General features: G+C 61.2%; 18 protein-coding genes and 1 pseudogene. 10 read left to right on the top strand and 9 right to left on the bottom strand.

The features are described 5' to 3' along the window. Positions 1-50 precede the first annotated feature (50 nt). The 4 genes from ACP7CJ_RS05960 to ACP7CJ_RS05945 are packed head-to-tail and all read left to right on the top strand — an operon-like array spanning position 51 to position 5930. Positions 51-1802 (top strand): type I secretion system permease/ATPase, encoded by a 1752-nt coding sequence (locus ACP7CJ_RS05960; protein WP_426099819.1) that lies wholly within the window; start codon positions 51-53, stop codon positions 1800-1802. After that, positions 1799-3100: an HlyD family type I secretion periplasmic adaptor subunit gene (locus ACP7CJ_RS05955; RefSeq protein WP_426099818.1), complete on the top strand. Its 1302-nt coding sequence runs from the start codon at positions 1799-1801 to the stop codon at positions 3098-3100. Before ACP7CJ_RS05960 ends, ACP7CJ_RS05955 begins: the two co-directional genes overlap by 4 nt. 2 nt (positions 3101-3102) lie before the next feature. Next, positions 3103-4446, top strand: a complete 1344-nt coding sequence (locus ACP7CJ_RS05950) for a TolC family outer membrane protein (RefSeq protein WP_426099817.1) — start codon at positions 3103-3105, stop codon at positions 4444-4446. Between the two features lie 59 nt (positions 4447-4505). Further along, complete coding sequence (locus ACP7CJ_RS05945) at positions 4506-5930, top strand: polyurethane esterase (protein WP_426099816.1); 1425 nt, start codon at positions 4506-4508, stop codon at positions 5928-5930. 76 nt (positions 5931-6006) lie between these two features. On the opposite strand, the gene ACP7CJ_RS05940 is transcribed toward ACP7CJ_RS05945, so the two are convergent. Further along, positions 6007-6231, bottom strand: a complete 225-nt coding sequence (locus ACP7CJ_RS05940; protein ID WP_276193066.1) for a YgdI/YgdR family lipoprotein — start codon at positions 6229-6231, stop codon at positions 6007-6009. 187 nt (positions 6232-6418) lie between these two features. Between ACP7CJ_RS05940 and ACP7CJ_RS05935 the strand changes: the two genes are divergently transcribed. Beyond that, positions 6419-8065 (top strand): VRR-NUC domain-containing protein, encoded by a 1647-nt coding sequence (locus ACP7CJ_RS05935; protein WP_426099815.1) that lies wholly within the window; start codon positions 6419-6421, stop codon positions 8063-8065. After that, positions 8062-10326, top strand: a complete 2265-nt coding sequence (locus ACP7CJ_RS05930; RefSeq protein WP_426099814.1) for an ATP-dependent DNA helicase — start codon at positions 8062-8064, stop codon at positions 10324-10326. Before ACP7CJ_RS05935 ends, ACP7CJ_RS05930 begins: the two co-directional genes overlap by 4 nt. Here ACP7CJ_RS05930 and ACP7CJ_RS05925 read toward each other — a convergent pair. Beyond that, a complete protein-coding gene (locus ACP7CJ_RS05925) occupies positions 10316-10486 on the bottom strand; it encodes a hypothetical protein (protein ID WP_247399924.1) in 171 nt (56 codons plus the stop codon). The two genes, ACP7CJ_RS05930 and ACP7CJ_RS05925, sit on opposite strands and share 11 nt — an antisense overlap. 99 nt (positions 10487-10585) lie before the next feature. Here ACP7CJ_RS05925 and ACP7CJ_RS05920 point away from each other — a divergent pair. Continuing rightward, positions 10586-11505, top strand: a pseudogene (locus ACP7CJ_RS05920) (AraC family transcriptional regulator). On the opposite strand, the gene ACP7CJ_RS05915 reads toward ACP7CJ_RS05920, so the two are convergent. Together ACP7CJ_RS05915 and ACP7CJ_RS05910 are read right to left on the bottom strand one after the other, a co-directional pair. Then, a complete protein-coding gene (locus tag ACP7CJ_RS05915; RefSeq protein WP_276193062.1) occupies positions 11502-12452 on the bottom strand; it encodes an alpha-E domain-containing protein in 951 nt (316 codons plus the stop codon). The pseudogene ACP7CJ_RS05920 and the gene ACP7CJ_RS05915 overlap by 4 nt on opposite strands. Before the next feature lie 2 nt (positions 12453-12454). Then, positions 12455-13864 carry a circularly permuted type 2 ATP-grasp protein gene (locus tag ACP7CJ_RS05910; RefSeq protein ID WP_247399929.1) on the bottom strand — a complete coding sequence of 470 codons (1410 nt, stop codon included), beginning with the start codon at positions 13862-13864 and terminating at the stop codon, positions 12455-12457. Between the two features lie 418 nt (positions 13865-14282). Here ACP7CJ_RS05910 and ACP7CJ_RS05905 point away from each other — a divergent pair, with 418 nt between their 5' ends. Continuing rightward, positions 14283-14828, top strand: coding sequence for a hypothetical protein (locus ACP7CJ_RS05905; protein WP_276193060.1), 546 nt, complete (start codon positions 14283-14285; stop codon positions 14826-14828). Between the two features lie 111 nt (positions 14829-14939). Continuing rightward, entirely contained in the window at positions 14940-15068 is a 129-nt protein-coding gene (locus ACP7CJ_RS05900) for a hypothetical protein (protein ID WP_426099813.1), read from the top strand. A gap of 64 nt (positions 15069-15132) precedes the next feature. Here ACP7CJ_RS05900 and ACP7CJ_RS05895 read toward each other — a convergent pair whose 3' ends face one another. The 3 genes from ACP7CJ_RS05895 to ACP7CJ_RS05885 all read right to left on the bottom strand — a co-directional run bounded on the left by ACP7CJ_RS05895 (position 15133) and on the right by ACP7CJ_RS05885 (position 17683). Continuing rightward, positions 15133-15696 carry a GNAT family N-acetyltransferase gene (locus tag ACP7CJ_RS05895; protein WP_276193059.1) on the bottom strand — a complete coding sequence of 188 codons (564 nt, stop codon included), beginning with the start codon at positions 15694-15696 and terminating at the stop codon, positions 15133-15135. A gap of 100 nt (positions 15697-15796) precedes the next feature. After that, on the bottom strand, positions 15797-16546 hold the full coding sequence (locus ACP7CJ_RS05890; RefSeq protein ID WP_276193058.1) for a helix-turn-helix domain-containing protein: 750 nt from the start codon (positions 16544-16546) through the stop codon (positions 15797-15799). A 213-nt stretch (positions 16547-16759) separates the two neighbouring features. Beyond that, the gene (locus ACP7CJ_RS05885) at positions 16760-17683 is read right to left on the bottom strand and encodes a universal stress protein (protein ID WP_276193057.1); all 924 of its coding nucleotides are present in this window, start codon (positions 17681-17683) and stop codon (positions 16760-16762) included. Positions 17684-17926: 243 nt separating this feature from the next. Here ACP7CJ_RS05885 and ACP7CJ_RS05880 point away from each other — a divergent pair, with 243 nt between their 5' ends. Then, complete coding sequence (locus tag ACP7CJ_RS05880) at positions 17927-19000, top strand: NAD(P)-dependent alcohol dehydrogenase (protein WP_276193056.1); 1074 nt, start codon at positions 17927-17929, stop codon at positions 18998-19000. 57 nt (positions 19001-19057) lie between these two features. Here the strand turns inward: ACP7CJ_RS05880 and ACP7CJ_RS05875 are convergent, their stop codons facing one another. Next, positions 19058-20422, bottom strand: a complete 1365-nt coding sequence (locus tag ACP7CJ_RS05875; protein WP_276193055.1) for a sensor histidine kinase — start codon at positions 20420-20422, stop codon at positions 19058-19060. Next, positions 20419-21081 carry a response regulator gene (locus ACP7CJ_RS05870; protein ID WP_426099812.1) on the bottom strand — a complete coding sequence of 221 codons (663 nt, stop codon included), beginning with the start codon at positions 21079-21081 and terminating at the stop codon, positions 20419-20421. Before ACP7CJ_RS05870 ends, ACP7CJ_RS05875 begins: the two co-directional genes overlap by 4 nt. Positions 21082-21088: the final 7 nt, after the last annotated feature.

The following is a 21088-nucleotide window of genomic DNA, read 5'->3' as shown; positions in this document are numbered from 1 at the left end:
GGGCTGGGGCAACTATTGCCGGTCATTGGGTTCAAGGAAGATCAAACACTATGGCGAAGCCCCAAGTCGTCGCGCCGTTATTCAAGGCGTTGGGTGAATATAAAAGTATTTTGATCAGCGTTGGCTGTTTCACGGCATTGATTAACCTGCTGATGCTGGTGCCGTCCATTTATATGTTGCAAGTGTATGACCGCGTGTTGTCCTCCCAGAATGAAACCACACTGGTGATGTTGACACTGATGGTCGTAGGCTTCTTCGCCTTTATTGGCTGCCTGGAAGTGATCCGCAGTTTTATCGTGATCCGCATCGGTAGCCAGTTGGAGCGACGCTTCAACTTGCGCGTATATAAAGCCGCCTTCGAACGCAATCTGCAGCGCGGCCAGGGGCATGCCGGGCAATCCCTCGCTGATTTGACCCATATCCGCCAGTTCATCACCGGACCGGCGCTGTTCGCGTTTTTCGATGCGCCGTGGTTTCCGATCTATCTGTTGGTGATTTTCCTGTTCAACGTGTGGCTGGGCGTGCTGGCCACGGCGGGGGCCTTGTTGCTGATCGGCCTGGCTTGCCTGAATGAATACCTGACCAAGAAGCCCCTGGGTGAGGCCGGCGGTTACTCCCAGCAATCCAGCCAATTGGCCACCAGCCATTTGCACAACGCCGAAACCATCCAGGCCATGGGCATGCTCGGCGCATTGCGCAAGCGCTGGTTTGCCGTGCATTCACAGTTTTTGGGTTTGCAGAACACGGCCAGCGACACCGGTTCGGCGATCACCTCACTGAGCAAATCCCTGCGCCTGTGCCTGCAATCGTTGGTGCTCGGCCTGGGTGCGTTTTTGGTGATCAAAGGCGAGATGACCGCCGGGATGATGATCGCCGGTTCCATCCTGATGGGCCGGGTGCTCAGCCCGATCGACCAGTTGATTGCGGTGTGGAAGCAGTGGAGTTCGGCCAAGCTGGCCTATCAGCGGCTTGACGAGTTACTGCGCGAGTTCCCCCCGGAAGTCGCGCAGATGGCATTGCCCGCGCCCAAGGGCCAGGTGGGTTTCGAGCAGGTCAGCGCCGGCCCGCCGGGTCGACGCCTGGCGACGCTGCATCAGGTCAGCTTCAACCTGGGCGCCGGCGAAGTGCTGGGGGTGCTTGGCGCGTCGGGCTCCGGCAAGTCCACCCTGGCCCGTGTGCTGGTGGGCGTGTGGCCAACCCTGGCCGGCACCGTGCGCCTGGATGGCGCGGATATCCACCGCTGGGACCGTGACGATCTCGGCCCGCACATTGGCTATCTGCCCCAGGACATCGAACTGTTCAGTGGCAGCATTGCCGACAACATCGCGCGCTTTCGCGATGCCGACCCGCAACAGGTGGTCCAGGCGGCACAACAGGCTGGCGTACATGAATTGATTTTGCGCCTGCCCCAAGGCTACGACACGGTGCTGGGCGACAACGGCGGCGGCCTGTCCGGCGGCCAGAAGCAACGGGTCGCCCTGGCGCGTGCGCTGTATGGCGGGCCGCGGCTGATCGTGCTGGATGAACCCAATTCCAACCTCGACACCGTCGGTGAAGCCGCGCTGGCCAGCGCCATCGTGCAGATGAAGGCCCAGGGCAGCAGCGTGATTCTTGTCACCCACCGCTCTTCGGCCCTGGCCCAGGCCGACAAGTTGCTGGTGCTCAACGAAGGCCACCTGCAGGCGTTTGGGCCGAGCCAGGACGTGCTGCGCGCGTTGTCCGGCCAGCAAGAGACGCCGAAGGAAAAAACCGGCGTCAGTTTCAGTCGTCAGTATCAAGCCGGAAGGAATCCAGGCGCATGAGCATGCTTACTGTTGAAAAACGCGACGCTGGTTTCTTTGTGCGCATGGGCTGGTGGCTGACGGTGCTCGGCGCCGGTGGGTTCTTCCTCTGGGCCAGCCTGGCGCCGCTGGACCAGGGCATTCCGGTACAGGGCACCGTGGTGGTCTCGGGCAAGCGCAAGGCGGTGCAGACCTTCAGCCCCGGTGTGGTCAGCCGGATTCTTGTGCGTGAAGGTGAGACGGTCAAACAGGGCCAGCCGCTGTTTCGTCTCGACCAGACCCAGAACCAGGCTGATGTGCAATCGCTGCAAGCGCAGTACCGCATGGCCTGGGCCAGTGTGGCGCGTTGGCAGAGCGAACGCGACAATCTCTCCGTCATCGTTTTTCCCGCCGAGCTCAGCGCCACTCCCGACTCCGCGCTGGCCTTGGTGTTAGAAGGCCAACGCCAACTGTTCAGCAGCCGCCGCGAAGCCTTGGCCCGTGAACAGGCGGGGATTCGCGCGAATATCGACGGCGCCAGGGCGCAGCTTAATGGCATGCGCCGCGCGCGCAGCGACCTGACCGCCCAGGCCCAATCCCTGCGCGACCAACTGAGCAATCTGCAGCCCTTGGCCGACAATGGCTACATCCCACGCAACCGCTTGATGGAGTACCAGCGCCAGTTGTCCCAGGTGCAACAGGACCTGGCGCAAAACACTGGCGAAAGCGGACGCGTGGAGCAGGGCATCCTCGAATCGCGGCTCAAACTGCAGCAGCACAGCGAGGAATACCAGAAGGAAGTGCGCAGCCAACTGGCCGACGCGCAACTGCGCAGCCTGACACTGGAGCAGCAACTCACGTCCGCCGGGTTCGACCTGCAACACAGCGAAATCAACGCGCCGGCCGATGGCATTGCGGTCAACCTTGGCGTGCACACCGAAGGGGCGGTGGTGCGCGCCGGGGAAACCTTGCTGGAAATTGTGCCCCAGGGCACGCGGTTGGAAGTCGAGGGGCATTTGCCGGTCCACCTGGTGGACAAGGTAGGCACCCATCTGCCGGTCGATATTCTGTTCACCGCCTTCAATCAGAGCCGTACCCCGCGTGTGCCGGGGGAGGTCAGCCTGATTTCCGCCGACCAACTGCTCGACGAAAAAACCGGCGCGCCGTACTACGTGCTGCGTACCACCGTCAGCGAGGCCGCGCTGGAAACACTCCACGGCCTGGTGATCAAGCCAGGCATGCCCGCTGAGATGTTCGTGCGCACCGGCGAGCGCTCGTTGCTCAATTACCTGTTCAAGCCGCTGCTCGACCGCGCCGGCTCTGCGTTGACCGAGGAATGAACATGAAACCGCTGTTCATTGCCTTGCTGTTGACCTGTGCGCCTGCCCAGGCCGCCATGGGCCCGTTCGATGTGTACGAACAGGCCCTGCGCAACGATCCAGTGTTCCTCGGCGCGATCAAGGCGCGCGACGCCGGCCTGGAAAACCGCACCATCGGCCGCGCCGGGCTGCTGCCGCGGCTGTCCTACAACTACAACAAAGGGCGCAACAATTCCCAAGCGCACCTGCCTGACGGACGTGGCGGCAGCTATCGCGACGAGCGCAATTACAACAGCTACGGTTCAACCTTCAGCCTGCAGCAACCGCTGTTCGACTACGAAGCCTATGCCAACTACCGCAAGGGCGTGGCCCAGGCGCTGTTTGCCGATGAAAGTTTTCGCGACAAGAGCCAGGCGCTGTTGGTGCGGGTGCTGAGCTATTACACCCAAGCGTTGTTCGCCCAAGACCAAATCGAGATCGCCCGCGCCAAGAAAAAGGCCTTCGAGCAGCAGTTTCAGCAGAACCAGCACCTGTTCCAGCAGGGCGAGGGCACACGCACCGACATTCTTGAAGCCGAATCACGCTATGAGCTGGCCACCGCCGAAGAAATCCAGGCGCTGGATGAACAGGACGCCTCGTTAAGAGAGTTGGGCGCGTTGATCGGCGTGCAGAGTGTCAACATCAACGACCTCGCGCCGCTCAATCAGCGCTTCGCCGCCTTTAGCCTGACGCCGGCCAACTACGACACCTGGCACGAGTTGGCGATCAGCAACAACCCGACGCTGGCCTCGCAACGCCAGGCTTTGGAAGTGGCGCGTTATGAAGTGGAGCGCAACCGCGCCGGGCACCTGCCGAAGATCACCGCGTATGCCAGTTCGCGCCAGCAGGAGTCCGACAGCGGCAACACCTACAACCAGCGCTACGACACCAACACCATTGGCGTCGAAGTCAGCCTGCCGCTGTATGCCGGTGGCGCTGTCTCTGCCTCCACGCGCCAGGCCAGTCGCGCCATGGAGCAGGCCGAATACGAGCTGGAAGGCAAGACCCGTGAAACCCTGATCGAACTGCGTCGCCAGTTCAGCGCCTGCCTGTCGGGCGTCAGCAAGCTACGCGCGTACCAGAAAGCCCTGGCCTCGGCCGAGGCGTTGGTGGTGTCGACCCGGCAAAGCATCCTCGGCGGCGAGCGGGTCAACCTTGATGTGCTCAACGCCGAGCAGCAGCTCTACAGCACCCGGCGCGACCTGGCCCAGGCGCGTTACGACTACCTGATGGCCTGGACCAAACTGCACTACTACGCCGGCAACCTGCGCGATACCGACCTGGCGCAAGTCGATGAGGCATTTGGGCCGGTGCGCAACCAGCCGTAGCGCCACCTGGGGCGTCATTGCGCTTTCTCGACAAGTCCAACAACAGAGAGGCACTACCGATGGGTATCTTTGATTATAAAAACCTCGGCACCGAGGGTTCCAAGGCGCTGTTCACCGATGCGATGGCGATCACGCTGTATACCTACCACAACCTGGATAACGGCTTTGCCGTGGGTTATCAGCACAACGGCTTGGGCGTTGGCTTGCCGGCGACGCTGGTCGGTGCATTGCTTGGCGGTTCCGACTCCCAAGGCGTGATTCCCGGTATCCCGTGGAATCCCGACTCGGAAAAAGCCGCCCTGGAAGCGGTACAACACGCCGGATGGACGCCGATCAGCGCGAGCACCCTGGGTTACGGTGGCAAGGTCGACGCCCGAGGCACGTTTTTTGGCGAAAAGGCTGGCTATACCACCGCGCAGGTCGAGGTGCTGGGCAAGTACGATGACGCGGGCCGTTTGCTCGAAATCGGCATCGGCTTTCGCGGCACGTCGGGGCCGCGGGAAAGCCTGATCAGCGATTCCATCGGTGATCTGGTCAGCGATCTGCTCGCCGCCCTGGGCCCCAAGGATTACGCGAAGAACTACGCCGGCGAAGCCTTTGGCGGTTTGCTCAAAACGCTTGCCGACTATGCCGGCGCCCATGGCCTGAGCGGTTCCGACGTGGTGGTCAGCGGCCACAGCCTGGGCGGGCTGGCGGTCAACAGCATGGCGGAGTTGAGCGGCCAGCAATGGTCGGGGTTCTACACGGACGCCAACTATGTGGCCTACGCGTCGCCGACCCAGAGCGCTGGAGACAAGGTGCTGAATATCGGCTATGAAAACGACCCGGTATTCCGTGCGCTGGACGGTTCATCCTTCAACCTGTCGTCCTTGGGCGTGCATGACAAACCCCACGAATCGACCACCGACAACATCGTCAGCTTCAACGATCACTACGCCTCGACGCTGTGGAACGTGCTGCCGTTTTCCATTGCCAACCTGCCGACCTGGGTGTCACACCTGCCCAGCGGCTATGGCGATGGCCTGGCCCGGGTTCTCGGATCCGGGTTCTACGAGCAGATGAGCCGGGACTCTACGGTGATCGTCGCCAACCTGTCCGATCCGGCGCGGGCCACTACCTGGGTGCAGGACCTCAACCGCAATGCCGAGCCGCACAAGGGCAACACCTTCATCATCGGCAGCGACGGCAATGACCTGATCCAGGGCGGTAAGGGCGCGGACTTCATCGAAGGCGGCAAAGGCAACGACACCCTCCGCGACAACAGTGGCCATAACACCTTTCTGTTCGGCGGGCAGTTTGGTCAGGATCGGGTGATCGGCTATCAGTCAACCGACAAACTGGTGTTCACGGATGTGCAGGACAGCCTGGATTATCGCGAGCACACCAAGGTAGTGGGTGGCGATACGGTAATCAGTTTTGGCGCGGATTCGGTGACGCTGGTGGGCGTGAGCAATTGGTCGGGGGAGGGTGTCGTGATCGGTTGAAACCGCGTTGGCACGCGGTTCAAAGGGTGGGAGCCGGCGGGCTCCCACATGTTTGATCGGGGGCGGCAGTGAGGGATCAGTCTTCCTTGCGAACCGTGGCCACATCGCCGGCTCTGACGCGGATGTGCTTGCCGGCGATGTCGGTGAATTCATAAAAACCGTCGGCGGTATTGGTCTTCGGTATGTCTTTGGTTAAATACTGCGTGCCATTTTGCAATGTCACTACGGTTTGCGTCGCGCAACCGGCCAATACCAGAAAAGTGAGTGCAACCAGTGGCAGCCCCAAATTCTTCATGCTCATAACCCTTACCTTAACCCTGAAAAGTCCCGCTACCTGCGGCTGCGGGCCATAAATGTTACGCGATCAACTCCCCCATCTGATCACTTTTATGCAAAAAGTTGCGTGCGCCATTTATCTATTACCGATTGCAACAACGCGTCTACGACGGCAATCTGTATGCATAACCAGTATTTGATCGCTGCGGACCATGGCCGACCCCCTCGAAGACCCCCTGTATTACCTGCATAACTTCCGCCAGGTGCTCGATTGGCTGGGGCAACGCTATGCCGATTTGCTCGATGCTGACGAAGTGCATTTCATTCAGCAATTTGACAGGTTGCCGCAGGCGTCCCAGGCATTGCTGGTGCGCATGGTGATGCGCAAGGGCGTGCATTTTCGGGCGGGTAAGCTCAATTATCTGGAGATCGGCTGCCCGCATGCTGCGGCGCACCCGTTGAAGGCATTGGGTTGGATCGATGATCAGTGCCTGCTGGGTTTTGACGAACTGTTTGGGTTGCTGCAAAAGGGCGAGGTGCTGGGCGCGTTCCAGCCATGGATCGACCAGCCCAAGGGTAAGAAGACCGATTGGCTTGAGCAGTTGGCGCCGCAGTTCACTGAGCAGCGCCGCTTTGCGCACTGGTGCCCCGAGCTGGATGACGTGCTCTACAGCCTCACCGTGATGGACTTGTGTGATCGCCTACGGTTGTTGTTCTTCGGCAACCTGCATCAGGACTGGTCGGAGTTCGTGCTCGCGGACCTGGGTATCTACACCTACGAAAAGGTCGAGTTTTGTGCCGAGTCCCGTGGTTTGCGCAGCCGCGATGATGTGCTGGGGTTTCTGTTCCTGCACCAGTGCCAGCAAGCCTTTGAGTCCGCACAGGCGCTGCACAGTGTGCTGGCGCAGATCGCCATGTTGCAGACCGACAACCCATGGCTGGAAAAACGCCGGGCCAAGCTGTTGTTCCAGGTCGGCCAGTATTGCGAGCGCAGTGCCGAGTTGGCGCTGGCCGAGCAGATCTACCGCGCTTGTGTTTATCCCGGCGCGCGCGCGCGCTTGATTCGCGTGCTGGAGCGCCAGGAAGACTACGCCCAGGCCATGGCCCTGGCATGCGCCGCCCAAGAGGCACCGGAAAGTCCCGCCGAGCAGCAACACCTGCTGCGTGTGTTGCCACGCCTGCGGCGCAAATTGGGCGCGCCGGCCTTGCCCAAGGTCAAGCCTCGCGAAGTCACGCGCCTGGACCTGGCGCTGCCACTGCCGGAACCCTTGATGTCGGTGGAGTATTGCGTGCAGGCCCATCTGAGCGAGCCCGATGCGCCGGTGTACTACGTCGAAAACGGCCTGATCAATTCGCTGTTCGGCCTGTTGTGCTGGGAGGCGATCTTCGCGCCGCTGCCGGGGGCGTTTTTTCACCCGTTCCAGCGCGGGCCGGCGGATCTGCACAGCGAAGACTTTCATCAGCGCCGTGCGTCACTGTTCGCCGCCTGTTTCGAGCAACTGCGCGATGAACGCTACAAAAACACCATCCGCCAACGCTACGTGGACAAGTGGGGCATCCAGTCACCCTTTGTCTTCTGGAATCTGCTCAGTGAAGAGCTGCTGGAGCAGGCCTTGGCGTGCTTGCCCGCCGAACACTTGCACTGCTGGTTCGAGCGGCTGCTGCTGGACATCCGTGCCAACCGCGCCGGTATGCCGGACCTGATCCAGTTCTGGCCCGCCCAGAAAACCTACCGCATGATCGAAGTCAAAGGCCCTGGCGATCGCCTGCAAGACAACCAACTGCGCTGGCTGGAGTTCTGTGGCGAGTACCAGATGCCGGTCACCGTCTGTTATGTGCGCTGGGCGCAGCCCGCTTGAGTTACACCGTGGCGGTGCGCGCCCTGTGTGAGTTCACGGCCAAGGTCGGCGACCTTGACCTGCGCTTTACACCGTCGCCCAGCGCCCAGGAAGGCATCGCCGGTCATCGCACGGTCGCCTCCCGGCGCAGTGCGCATTACCAGAACGAAGTGGCCCTGGAAGGCGAATACGAGGCGCTCAAGGTGCGGGGCAGGGCGGACGGTTACGACCCGGACAGTAACCGCCTCGAAGAGGTGAAGACCTATCGCGGCGACCTCGATGCCCAGCCCGCCAACCATCGGCAATTGCACTGGGCCCAGGTCAAGGTCTACGGCTGGCTGATGTGCCAGAAGCTTGGGCTTGCGCACATCGATTTGGCGCTGGTGTATTTCGATATCGTTGGCGAGGGCGAAACCTTGCTGAACCAGCGCTTTGCGGCCGCCGATCTGCAACAGTTCTTCAACCAGCAATGCGCATTGTTTCTCGGTTGGGCGCGCCAGGAGATGCAGCACCGCGACGCCCGCAACCGCGCCGCGCAGACCCTGACGTTCCCTCACAGCGACTTTCGCCCCGGCCAGCGCACCCTCGCAGAGTCGGTGTACAAGGCTGTCAGCACCGGCCGCTGCCTGATGGCCCAGGCGCCCACCGGCATCGGCAAAACCGTCGGCACGATCTTCCCCATGCTCAAGGCCTTGGCGCCCCAGCAATTGGACAAGGTGTTTTTCCTCACCGCCAAGACCCCGGGCCGCAAACTGGCCCTCGACGCCGCACACGTGCTGTACGCCAGCAGTCCCGAGTTACCGCTGCGCGTGCTGGAGCTGGTGGCGCGGGACAAGGCCTGCGAACACCTGGACAAGGCCTGCCACGGCGAATCCTGCCCGTTGGCCAAGGGTTTCTACGACCGCTTGCCCGCCGCGCGTAACGCTGCCGCCAAGGTGCGCCTGCTCGACCAGCGCAACCTGCGCGATGTCGCCCTGGAGCACGGCGTCTGTCCGTATTACCTGAGCCAGGAAATGGCACGCTGGACCGACCTTGTGGTCGCCGACTACAACTACTATTTCGACTTTGGCGCGCTGTTGTTCGGGCTGGCCCAACTCAACCAGTGGCGCGTCGCGGTGCTGGTGGACGAGGCCCACAACCTGGTGGAGCGCGCCCGTTCGATGTACAGCGCGAGCCTTGATCAGTACGCCCTCAAGACCGTGCGCGATATGGCGCCTGAGCCGTTGAAGAAGCCCTTGCAGCGCCTGAATCGTGAGTGGAACGCCTTGCACAAGGACCAGCTCGCGCCTTATCAAGCCTACGCGGCCAAACCCGACAAAATGCTCCAGGCCCTGAGCCTTTGCGCCAGCGCCATGGGTGACTACTTCAACGACCACCCCGAGGCACTCACCGGCGATCTGCAAGCCTTCTATTTTGAAGCACTGCAATTTGCCAAGGTCGCCGAGCTGTTCAACGAACATTTCATCTTTGATATCAGCCTGCGCCAACTGCGCGGCAAGCGCAGCGGCTCCACGTTGTGCCTGCGCAATGTGGTGCCCGCCGAATTCATCCGCCCGCGATTGACGGCGGCACGCAGCAGCGTGTTGTTTTCCGCCACGCTGAGCCCGCGTCACTACTACGCCGACCTGCTGGGCCTGCCGGCGGACACCGCCTGGGTCGATGTGGAATCACCGTTCAATGCCGCGCAATTGCGGGTGCGCATTGTCGATGAGGTCTCCACCCGGTTCGTGCATCGCCAGGCCTCACTGGAACCCATCGTAGAATTGATCGCCGAGCAGTTCGCCCGCCAACCGGGTAATTACCTGGCGTTCTTCAGCAGTTTCGATTATCTGCAACAAGTGGCGCTGTTACTCGCCGAGCGACACCCGCACATCGCACTCTGGCAGCAGTCACGCGGTATGGTCGAAACCGAGCGCCAGGCCTTTCTCGAGCAGTTCACCGAACACAGCCAGGGCGTTGGCTTTGCGGTACTGGGCGGCGCGTTTGGCGAAGGCATCGACCTGCCCGGCGCGCGCTTGATCGGCGCGTTCATCGCCACGCTGGGGCTGCCGCAACTGAACCCGGTCAACGAACACATGAAGCAGCGCATGGGCGCGATCTTCGGCTCCGGCTACGACTACACCTACTTGTACCCGGGCATTCAGAAAGTCGTGCAGGCGGCGGGGCGGGTGATCCGCAGCCAGCAGGACACCGGCGTGGTGATGTTGATCGATGATCGGTTCGGCGAAGCGCGGGTGCGGCAGCTGTTGCCACGGTGGTGGGCGATAGCGACTAAAGCGTGACGCCTGCGCCTGCCAATACGCGCACGGCTTCCAGGCCAATGCCTGAATAACCTCCGGTGACGATGGCAGTCATACCGTGCAAATCTTTACCCGCCAACGCTTGCAAAGCGGTTGTCGTGCCGTCGAATCCACTCTCGATAGGGCTTTGTGTATGGATCATAGGGCGCTCTCCATGAGGGGCGGCTATGTTCTCCCCTAGAGGCCGGACGCGAAACGGCCTAAAGTCCGTTTTTCTATCGCGATCGTCCGGAGATTTTTTATGGATAGCCTGTCCGAGGTGGTGGCACTGTTAAAGAGCCATCGTGCCTATTTCGCCGGCCTCAAGGCTGGCGGCGATTGGGCCCTGGATTTTCCGCCGCCGGAGGGCATCAAGTTCAACGCTGTGGTGGAGGGAAAGTGTTGGCTGGAAGTGGAGGGCATGCCGGTGCCGATCCCCTTGAGCGAGGGCGATTGCTTTTTGTTGACGCAAAACCGTCCCTGGAGGTTGTCCAGCAACCTGGCGCGGGAGGGCGTTGATGCGCGCGAGGTGTACCGTGACGCGGTGGGGGTATTGCCCGTCTGGGTGAAACTGTTGATCTGTTCCTGATAGGCGGGCGTTTTAGCTACGGTGACGACGCCCGGCTATTGCTGGAGGGGTTGCCGCCGGTGGTGCGCATCAGCGCCAGGTCCGAGCAGGCCAGCGTTTTGCGCTGGTGCCTGGAGCGCTTGGCTCGGGAATATGCCAGCCCGATGCAAGGCGCGGCGTTGATGACCGAGCATCTGGCGCAGATGATGCTGGTGCAGATCCTGCGCCTCTATCAGGCATCCATGGGCGCCAGCACCACGGGATGGTTGGCGGCGTTGAACGATCCGCGGTTGGCACCGGTACTGCAGCAAATACACGCCGCACCGGCACGCCGCTGGACCTTGAGCGACATGGCCGGTGTCGCGAGCCAGTCCCGTTCGACCTTTGCCCTGCACTTCAAGCAGCGGGTCGGGATGGCGCCCCAGGAGTATCTGACTCGCTGGCGCATGCACCTGGCAGTACAGGCCTTGAGCACTTCGGGCAGCAGCGTGTCCCGTATCGGCCAGTCACTCGGGTATCAGTCGGACAGTGCGTTCAGCAGTGCCTTCAAGCGCCTGATGAACTGCTCCCCTCGGGAATACCGCGAGCGAAAGGGCGCGCACCTCGATGTCTAAACCACCTCCAGATACGAGCTGTGAATCGCCCGCGCTAACTCGCGCACAGTGTCGATGAATTCCGTCAGGCGGCTGTGCAAGCCTTCTTCGAGGATTTCGTCGATCCCGGTATAGCGCAGCCGCGCTTCGAACTCGGCGGCCAAGCGCTGCGCGGTGCGTCCATAACTGCCCGGCAAATCCGCCAAAATATGGCTCAGTTCCTCAATGCAGGCATGCAACGAGCGCGGCACATCACTGCGCAACAACAGCAACTCCGAGACCGAGCGCGCATTCAACGCATTCGGATACAGTTCCGTGTACGCCTCGAATGACGACAGCGCGCGGAGCAGGGCGCTCCACTGGTAATAACCGCGCGCCGACAAGTCGCTGACTTCCTCCGATTCCTCGCCGAACATCTCGTAGCGCGCATCCAGCAGACGCAAGGTGTTGTCGGCGCGCTCGACAAAGGTGCCCAAGCGAATGAACCGATAGGCATCGTTGCGCATGATGGTGCCCGACGTCGCCCCGCGAAACAGGTGTGAACGCTGCTTGACCCAATCACAGAAGTGGCTGATGCCATGCCGCGCCAGCCCGCCGGCGGCGATGCTGCGCATTTCCAGCCAGGTGGCGTTGAGGTTTTCCCACATGTCGGCGGTGATACGCCCGCGCACGGCATGGGCGTTGCCCCGCGCGGCGCGCAGGCAGTTGTAGATGCTGGCGGGGTTTTCTTCGTCGAGGGCGAAGAAGTGCAACATGCGTTCGGCATCCAGTTGGCCGTGGCGCTCCAGGTAGTTATCCAGGGTGCCGCTGCTGAGCAGCGACATCGCCAGTTCGTCGAGGCCATCGCTGTGCCCGGCCTGGGGCATCAATGACAGCGAATAGCTGACTTCGAGCATGCGCGCCAGGTTCTCGGCACGCTCCAGGTAACGGGACATCCAGTACAGATCTGCGGCGGTTCTACTCAACATACTCAGCCCTCCACCACCCAGGTGTCCTTGGTTCCGCCGCCTTGCGACGAGTTGACGATCAACGAGCCTTCGCGCAACGCCACCCGTGTGAGGCCACCGGGTACCAGGCGGGTTTCCTTACCGGACAGCACGAACGGGCGCAGGTCGATATGCCGGGGGGCGATACCGTTTTCGACAAACGTCGGGCAGGTGGACAGGCTCAGGGTCGGTTGGGCGATATAGGCGTGGGGACGCGCCTTGATGCGTTGGCGGAAGTCCTCGATCTCGGCCGCCGTGGATGCGGGACCGACCAGCATGCCGTAGCCACCGGAGCCCTGGGTTTCCTTGACCACCAATTCCGGCAGGTGGGCCAGTACGTGGGACAGCTCATCGGGCTTGCGGCACTGGAACGTCGGCACGTTTTGCAAGATCGGCTCTTCGTCCAGGTAGAAACGGATCATTTCCGGCACGTAAGGGTAGATCGACTTGTCGTCCGCGACGCCGGTGCCGATGGCGTTGGCCAGCACCACGTTGCCGGCGCAGTAGGCCGCGACCAGGCCCGGCACGCCGAGCATCGACTCCGGGTTGAACGCCTGCGGGTCGAGGAACGCGTCGTCGATACGGCGGTAGATCACGTCCACGGCCTTGGGACCGTCGGTGGTGCGCATGAACACCTTGAGGTCATGCACGAACAAGTCGGCGCCTTCCACCAACTCCACGCCCATTTCCCGGGCCAGGAACGCATGCTCGAAAAATGCGCTGTTAAAACGCCCTGGCGTCAGCACCACCACATTGGGGTTGTCCAGGCGGCTGGCGCTTTTCAGGGTTTTCAACAGCAGGTTGGGGTAGTGGTCTACGGGCGCGATGCGCTGCTTGGCGAATACTTCGGGGAACAGGCGCATCATCATTTTGCGGTCTTCGAGCATGTAGCTCACGCCGCTGGGGGTGCGCAGGTTGTCTTCGAGCACGTAGTAGGTGCCGTCGCCATCGCGCACCAGGTCCACCCCGGAAATATGCGAGTAGATGTCGCGGTGCAGGTCGAGGCCGACCATGGCCTTCTGGTAACCCTCGTTGCCTAGCACCTGGTCCGCCGGAATGATCCCGGCCTTGATGATGCGCTGGTCGTGGTAGATATCGGCAAGGAACATGTTCAGCGCATTGACGCGCTGGATACAGCCGCGCTCGATGACGCTCCATTCACTGGCGGGGATGCTGCGGGGGATGATGTCGAAGGGGATCAGGCGCTCGGTGTCCTGCTCGTCGCCATACAAGGTGAAGGTGATCCCGGCGCGGTGGAACAACAGGTCGGCTTCGCGGCGACGCTGGGCCAGCAGTTCCGGCGGCGTATTGGCCAGCCAGCGGGAGAAATCCTGATAGTGCGCACGGCACACGCCGTGTGCGTCATTCATTTCATCAAAGAAAGATTGAGCCATTCCAGTACCTTGTCAGTGCCGAGGGAAGCGCGGGGGGCACTGCCGCTTTGAAAAACGCATTTTTATGAGCCCGTGGCGCAGGGTGCCATCGGGCCAGGTCCTTACTTTCTTATGGGGTCGGCTCTGGGTCGGGGGGTAACGAATGCTCCTGTATCTGGGCATGGCAGGTGAACGATGAATGGATTAAGCAATGCCTGTGCCGAAACCGGCAAAGCGTCTCTATTCCCTTGTGGCGAGCGAGCTTGCTCGCGCTGGGCTGCGTAGCGGCCCCAAAAGACGGGAGCGCTGCGCACTCCAGCGCGAGCAAGCTCACTCACCACAATGGAGCGGTTTGCGCACTAGAACCGTGCACGAGCAAACTTGAACTTCACCCCAGCCACCGTTTTCCAAAGGGTTCAGCCCCGTAGGGAGCACTGATGTGCCCAGAATCATTTCACCCGACACCCCGGAATCGAACCTGACCGACCACAGTGAACACAACGCGAAGATCTTCGGCTCCCCCAAGGACCGCCTGGACTTCTATCGCCGCGAAATCCAGTACGAAACCTCGATTCTGGCCAACCGCACGGATGCGTATCTCACGGCGCAGTCGTTCCTGGTGATTGCCTTCGTGTCCGGCATGGGCAACCTCAACCCGGAATGGGGCAAGCTGTTCACCCTGGTGGTGCCGGCGTTCCTGGCCTTGCTCGGCATTCTCAGTTCCCTGAATGCCTGGCCGGGGATTCGTGCCGCTTACGAGATCATCGATCACTGGCACTACAAGCAGAGCGAACTGTTGCGCAGCGAGCCGCTGATGGGCATGGCCTACGACGAATCGCCGCTGTTTTCCGAGATGGAGTCATCCCACAAGGGCTATCGCAAGTCCCTGCTGTTTTCCATGCGCGCGCCGTGGCTGTTCATGGTGTTCTGGGTGCTGCTCGGCGCCTATGCGTTTTACATCCAGGTGGATAATCCAGGCGCTTAACATTCATAGGAACTTTAACGGCCCACACAGAACCTTATCTTTATGCAGGCTGCGTTTTTCAAAAGAGCTGGCCTATGCGTACACAACCCAACGCGGCTAGAGGCGACGGTCATGTCAGCAGATCAGGATGAAGATCAGGAAGAAGAGCTTAACGACCCCGGCAACGAAGACCCGGGGTCGCTGATGGATGATGCAGAAGCGCCGCTCAAGGACCCGGATGAAGCGGAGGACGTTGAGTGACAGTGTTCTCCCTTAGCTGACAGGCATTAGGGCGGCTGGCCGCCCTTTTACCGTGCTGTGATGCTCAAAGCACCACGCTGCTGATCACCTGGGTAGCGTCATCGGGGTCGGTTACGGTGTGGAAGCCCAAGGCATGGTTCAGTTCACGTAACGGGGCGTTGGTCGCTTCATCAACCGTGTACATCAACGTGAAGCCGTTTTTTCGCGCGGCGGTCATCAGGTGCTGCATCAAAATGCGCCCTAGCCCCAGGTGCTGCCAAGGGTCAGCCACGGTGACCGCGCATTCACATTCATGCTCCTTGGCTGCGGCATAGCGCGCGACGCCGATTTCGATCAGCTTGCCGTTCTCATGCACCAGAGCAATGAATGCCACACGTTGCTGATTGTCGACGTCCATCAATTGATCAAGCAGGGTCTTGCCGGGCTCGTTGATTTCACCGAGGAAGCGCGCGTGCCGGGACTCTCGGGACAAACCCTTGATGAAGTTATATTCGCGTTCCCGGTCGTCGGTCCTCAACGGACGGATCAACACATGGCGGCCGTCATCAAGCGCTTCGATCCAGTGTTCGTGCGGGACGGCCGCATAGGCGGGAGCGGCTTGCCGGTTGTGCTCTGCAATGGTGGGCATGGTAAAACCTCCGTGTTGGGGCGCCAGGAACAGCGCCCTGTTGCGTCGGTTCTACGCCTTTGCTCACCGGTCAATCTGATTTGGATCAGATGAAGCCCTGTTACTCGGCACCATGGCGATGACAGCCGGCGATAAACGTCTTGAGTTTCGGCATGTCGAGAATCTCGACATTGCGTGCGCTGATATGCACCAGGCCCAGTTTGCGCAACTGCGCAATACTGCGGCACACCGTCTCCAGTCGCAGGCCCAGGTAAGAGCCAATTTCTTCACGTCTCATGCGCAATACAAATGATCGCGGTGAATAGCCACGCGTACTCATCCGCATCGATAGATTCAATACAAATGCACAAAGCCGCTCATCGGCGTTCATATTGCCCATCTGCAATAGCATGCCGTGATCACGCACTATTTCGCGGCTCATGATTTTGTTCAAGTTATGTTGCAATGACGGTATTTGACCGGCCAGTCGCTCAAGTTGATTGAAGTGCAGAGGGCACACCTCGCTGTCTTCCAGAGCAATGGCATTGCAGGCATGGGCGTCGGCGCTGATGGCGTCGAGGCCGAGCATTTCCCCGGCCATCTGAAAACCGGTGACTTGTTCACGGCCGTCCATGGACAGTATGCAGGTCTTGAAAAACCCGGTACGCACGGCGTAGAGCGAGCGCAACGGATCGGCGGCGCGATATAGCGAAGCGCCTTTTTTCACTTTGAGACGTTGTGGAATCAGGGTGTCCAGGCGACCTACTTCGAGGTCGGTCAGGCCTATGGGCAAGCACAGCTCCAAAACGCTGCAACTGGCGCAGGTTGTTTTTAAATGTTGGACGTGTACAAGACGGGGTGTTGACTTCATTACACAAGCCTCTTGCACACCTATATTCCCTTTACTAAACATCCAAACATCGGAGAAAGATAGATGCACGTTTTATATAATTGAGCCGTTGATCGCTTTCGAGTGCAATGAGTCTAGCGCCGCCGTCGCAAAATGGATGCTTTTTGCATGCCCCTCGCTGCGAGTGCTACAGCGAGGGCGTGCCAACTATCGCGTGTGCGATCCGATGATCGTTCAGTCGAGCACTTCCGGTTTAACCATCCAGACGCTGCATGGCATTTTATACAGCAGCGTTTCGGCGGTACTGCCGAGCAGGCGTGACAGGCCGCGATGACCGACCCGGCCCATGACGATCACATCGACGTTATAGGCATCGGCATAGCTGGAGAGCACTTTCGCCGGGTTACCCAGGATCATATGGCGCTGTGCTGGCGGAATACCGTTGCGTGCGGCCAGGTCATTGAAGGCCTTGCCCTGTTCGTCGAACAGCCGTTTGGCGGCCACAGAAGAGAAGAACCCGGCGCCGCTACCAAACCCATACTCCTGGGCCCCCAGATCGGACAAGTCATGGGCGTAGATCACTTCTACCTCGGCATCACACGCTGTCGCCAATTTGACAGCTTCATGCAGGATGCGGTCGTTAAGGCTGTCGTAATGCTCGTCGTGATGGAACGGGTCGACGGCCGCTACGATCTTGCGCGGTAACGCGTGCTGGGCCCCGCTGACAAAATGCAGTGGCACCGGGCATTCGCGAATCAGGTGGACGTCCAACGGCGTAAATATCAAGCGCGATAACAGTGACTCGTGCTCCAGTGCCTTGATCACCAAGGCCATAGGCTCTTCTTTTAGACGAATCAGGAGTTCCTGTAGCGGGCTCTCCACCCAGGCCACTTCGGTGGTGACGGTCAGGCCGAGCTTGCGCAAGGGTCTGGCCTGATCTTCCAGCCACTGGTGATGGCGCTCAACGTAGCCAATACGCATCTGTTCCAGGGCTTGCTCGTTGACCAGCCCGGCGGTGGCCAGGCCCTCCAGATAGTCGAAGGCGAGGATGTGCAGCGCGGCGCCTTCAGCCTTGGCCAGGGCGGCGGCCCGGTCGAAGGCGGGGCTGTGTTCCATCAACGGCGAAACCAGCAACAAGTAACGTGCTTGAGCAGACATGGGCAATCTCCCTCGGGTAACCAGCAGGTAGCATCGGGCAGTGATGCTTGCCTCAGATCATGGCGCCGGGCGCCGGCGCCGGTTTGACTTGCATCAAGTCGCCTTGAGCCCAGGCAATGTCAGCGACATCCGGTCGGGTGCCGCGATCAATTGGGGGATTGTTGATCATTATCAACTTGCGCGGCGTCGTCGCGGTGCAGTCTGGGGGCCATTCAGGCTTTTTTAGGCGCAGGAGGTCACACCATGGCAACCATGAGAGCAGCTGTCTTCGTTGAAAAAAACCGCATCGTCCTCGACGACAAACCCATCCCCGAAGTCGGCCCACTGGATGCCTTGGTGCGCATCACCACCACGACCATCTGCGGTACCGACGTGCATATCCTGCGCGGTGAGTACCCGGTGGCCAAAGGTCTGACAGTGGGCCACGAACCGGTGGGCGTGATCGAGCGGCTGGGTTCCCAGGTGCGCGGTTTCGTTGAGGGCCAGCGCGTCATCGCGGGCGCCATCACGCCCAGCGGGCAAAGTTATGCCTGCCTGTGCGGGTGCGGTTCCCAGGACGGCCCCGACACCCGCCATGGCTTTCGCGCAGCAGGCGGCTGGAAGTTCGGCAATACCCTCGACGGCTGTCAGGCCGAATACGTGCTGGTCCCCGATGCGCTGGCCAACCTGTGCCCGATCCCCGATGGCCTGAGCGACGAACAGGTGCTGATGTGTCCGGACATCATGTCCACCGGCTTTTCCGGTGCCGAGCGCGGCGAGGTGAGCATCGGCGATACCGTCGTGGTATTCGCCCTCGGGCCGATTGGCCTGTGCGCGGTGGCAGGCGCACGGCTCAAAGGCGCGTCGATGATCATCGGCGTCGATGGCGTCAGCGAGCGCATGAGCGTCGCCCGCGGCCTGGGGGCTACCCATATCGTCGACTTCAAGAAAGGCGATGTGGTCGAGCAGATCCTGGCGCTGACCGATGGCCGAGGGGTCGACGTGGCCATCGAGGCCTTGGGCACCCAAGGTACATTCGAGTCGGCATTGCGCGTACTGCGTCCAGGGGGCCGGGTATCGAGCCTGGGTGTGTACTCCAGCGACCTGCGCATTCCCTATGATGCATTTGGCGCCGGACTGGGGGACTACAGCATCGTGTCGACCCTATGCCCCGGTGGCAAGGAGCGCATGCGTCGCTTGATGGCCGTGGTTGCCAGCGGCGGGGTGGATCTGTCGCCGCTGGTCACGCACCGTTTCAAACTCGACGATATCGAGGCAGCCTATGAGCTGTTTGCCCATCAGCGCGACGGTGTGATGAAAGTCGCGATCACGCCCTGAAGACACCTGTAGATGACGCAGACCCTAGGGCTGGCACATTAGCCGGCTAACGTCCCGTCAACCAGGGATTTCCAGGGTCGCCCGCAGGCCGCCGGTCGCCAGGTTTTCCAGGCGCACCTGGCCTCCCAGGCGCTGGGCGATGGTTTGCACGATGGTCAGGCCCAGGCCTGCACCGTGGGCATTGCCACGGCTGTAGAAACGCTCGAACAGCCGTTCGCGCTCGGTCTCGTCGATGCCGGGGCCTTGATCGTCGACGGTGAGGGCGAAACGCTCGGCGTTTTTGCGCAAGCCCACGGTGATCACGCCCTGATCCGGGGAGAAGTTCGCGGCGTTGGTCACCAGGTTGGTCAGGGCGATATTGATTGCGGCGGCATCGGTATTTACCGGGTACGGACCATCCTCGACGTCGAATACCAGTTCGAGGCCTTTGCTCAGCAGCCATGGCGTCAATTGAATCAGGGTTTCGCGCACCGTGGTCGCCAGGTCGACGGCCTGTATCGACGGTTGCACGGCGCTGGGTTCCAGGCGCGCCATGGTCAGCAATTGGTTGACCAGACGGCTGCTGCGGTCGACGCCGGCGATCAGAAAGGCCAGGGATTCGCGGCGTTCGGTTTCGGTGCCGGCTTCCAGCAGGTTCTGGGCATGCACGCGCAATACCGCCAGTGGCGTGCGCATTTCATGGGCGGCATCGGCAATGAAGCGTCGCTCGCGGCCGAGCATTTCCTGGATCTGCGCGAGCATGCGGTTCAGCGCCGCCTGCATCGGCTCAAGCTCCGTGGGCAGCGGGGTCAATTGCATCGGTTCGAGGGAGCCGGAATGCCGCGCGCGCAGGGTGGCGGCCATGTCGGCCAGGGGCTTTAGACCCCAGCCGATTGCCAGCCAGACCATCGCGGCGAGAATCAGGCTACCCAGTACGTTGGGCCACAACGTATGCCGCACGATGCGCTGCACCAGGTCGGTGCGCACATCGTCGCGCTCGCCCACCCAGATCCGCAGGCCGTTGTCCTTGTCCTTGAGTACGAAGCCGCGCCATTGACGGCCATTCAGGTCGCTGACGTTGCTGAAGCCCGGCTGGCTGGGCGCCGGGACAAATGAGGGTGCGCTGGCGGTAAACACCAGCAGTTCGCCCTTGGTGTTCCACACCTGGAAGGCGACTTTGCTTTCATAGGGGTGCCCATCCACCTTGGGCACAGCTGCGCCCAAGGCTTTGTTGAAGGCACGGTACAGGTCTTCCTGGTCTTGGCTGGCCAGCGGCATGCTCATCACGCCCTGGAGCAGCCGGGCGTTCTGTGCCAGTTGTGCGTCATAGACTTCGGCGATTTCGTGGTTGCTGTCATGCAGATTGAGCACGCTGATCAGCAGCAGCCCGGCGAGCAGCAGGCCAATGATCAGGGTCAGGGTACGCCGCCGAATAGAAGTCATCCGCGCTCCTCCACCAGGTAGCCGACGCCGCGAACGGTGCGGATCAGCTCGCTGGAGAATTTCTTGCGCAGGTGATGGATATGCACCTCCAGGGTGTTGCTTTCAGCTTCTTCGTTCCAGCCGTAGAGCAACTGCATTAACTGGTCACGGGTCATGACGCGGCCAGGTGGCGACAGCAGTTCGTGCAGCAGTTGGTACTCCTTGGGGGTGAGCAGCACCGGTTCGCCGTGATAGCTGACTTGTTGCGTGCTCGGGTCCAGGCAGACGCCCGCGTGCTCGATCATGACCCGCGCACGGCCAGCACTGCGGCGCAGCAACGCGCGCAGGCGCGCCTTGAGCTCGGCCAGGTCGAAGGGTTTGATCAGGTAATCGTCGGCACCGGCGTCGAGCCCGGCGATACGGTCTTCGGTGGCGTCTCGCGCCGTGAGGATCAGCACCGGCAGGTTCGAGCCGCTGTCACGCAGGCGGCGCAGCACCTCCAGCCCATCCATGCGCGGTAGCCCGAGGTCGAGCACCGCCACGTCAAAGGTTTCGCTGAGCAGTGCATGCAATGCACTGCTGCCATCTTTGAGCCAGTCAACGGTGTAGCCCTCACGTGCCAGCGCCTGGTGAATACCTTCACCCAATGCCTCGTCATCCTCGATCAGTAATAGGCGCATGGGGACT

This window comes from Pseudomonas sp. PSPC3-2, from assembly GCF_049897085.1.
In the GTDB taxonomy this organism is placed as follows: Bacteria; Pseudomonadota; Gammaproteobacteria; order Pseudomonadales; family Pseudomonadaceae; genus Aquipseudomonas; species Aquipseudomonas paraveronii.
Note: the sequence above shows the minus strand (reverse complement) of the source record. Positions and strands in the feature narration are given on the sequence as shown.

Coding starts and splice junctions, on each gene's coding strand:
- ACP7CJ_RS05875 (WP_276193055.1), bottom strand. CDS start 20,422: ATGACTTCTATTCGGCGGCGTACCCTGACCCTGATCATTGGCCTGCTG.
- ACP7CJ_RS05880 (WP_276193056.1), top strand. CDS start 17,927: ATGGCAACCATGAGAGCAGCTGTCTTCGTTGAAAAAAACCGCATCGTC.
- ACP7CJ_RS05960 (WP_426099819.1), top strand. CDS start 51: ATGGCGAAGCCCCAAGTCGTCGCGCCGTTATTCAAGGCGTTGGGTGAA.
- ACP7CJ_RS05950 (WP_426099817.1), top strand. CDS start 3,103: ATGAAACCGCTGTTCATTGCCTTGCTGTTGACCTGTGCGCCTGCCCAG.
- ACP7CJ_RS05935 (WP_426099815.1), top strand. CDS start 6,419: ATGGCCGACCCCCTCGAAGACCCCCTGTATTACCTGCATAACTTCCGC.
- ACP7CJ_RS05945 (WP_426099816.1), top strand. CDS start 4,506: ATGGGTATCTTTGATTATAAAAACCTCGGCACCGAGGGTTCCAAGGCG.
- ACP7CJ_RS05890 (WP_276193058.1), bottom strand. CDS start 16,546: ATGAAGTCAACACCCCGTCTTGTACACGTCCAACATTTAAAAACAACC.
- ACP7CJ_RS05955 (WP_426099818.1), top strand. CDS start 1,799: ATGAGCATGCTTACTGTTGAAAAACGCGACGCTGGTTTCTTTGTGCGC.
- ACP7CJ_RS05915 (WP_276193062.1), bottom strand. CDS start 12,452: ATGTTGAGTAGAACCGCCGCAGATCTGTACTGGATGTCCCGTTACCTG.
- ACP7CJ_RS05870 (WP_426099812.1), bottom strand. CDS start 21,081: ATGCGCCTATTACTGATCGAGGATGACGAGGCATTGGGTGAAGGTATT.
- ACP7CJ_RS05910 (WP_247399929.1), bottom strand. CDS start 13,864: ATGGCTCAATCTTTCTTTGATGAAATGAATGACGCACACGGCGTGTGC.
- ACP7CJ_RS05900 (WP_426099813.1), top strand. CDS start 14,940: ATGTCAGCAGATCAGGATGAAGATCAGGAAGAAGAGCTTAACGACCCC.
- ACP7CJ_RS05895 (WP_276193059.1), bottom strand. CDS start 15,696: ATGCCCACCATTGCAGAGCACAACCGGCAAGCCGCTCCCGCCTATGCG.
- ACP7CJ_RS05885 (WP_276193057.1), bottom strand. CDS start 17,683: ATGTCTGCTCAAGCACGTTACTTGTTGCTGGTTTCGCCGTTGATGGAA.
- ACP7CJ_RS05925 (WP_247399924.1), bottom strand. CDS start 10,486: ATGATCCATACACAAAGCCCTATCGAGAGTGGATTCGACGGCACGACA.
- ACP7CJ_RS05940 (WP_276193066.1), bottom strand. CDS start 6,231: ATGAGCATGAAGAATTTGGGGCTGCCACTGGTTGCACTCACTTTTCTG.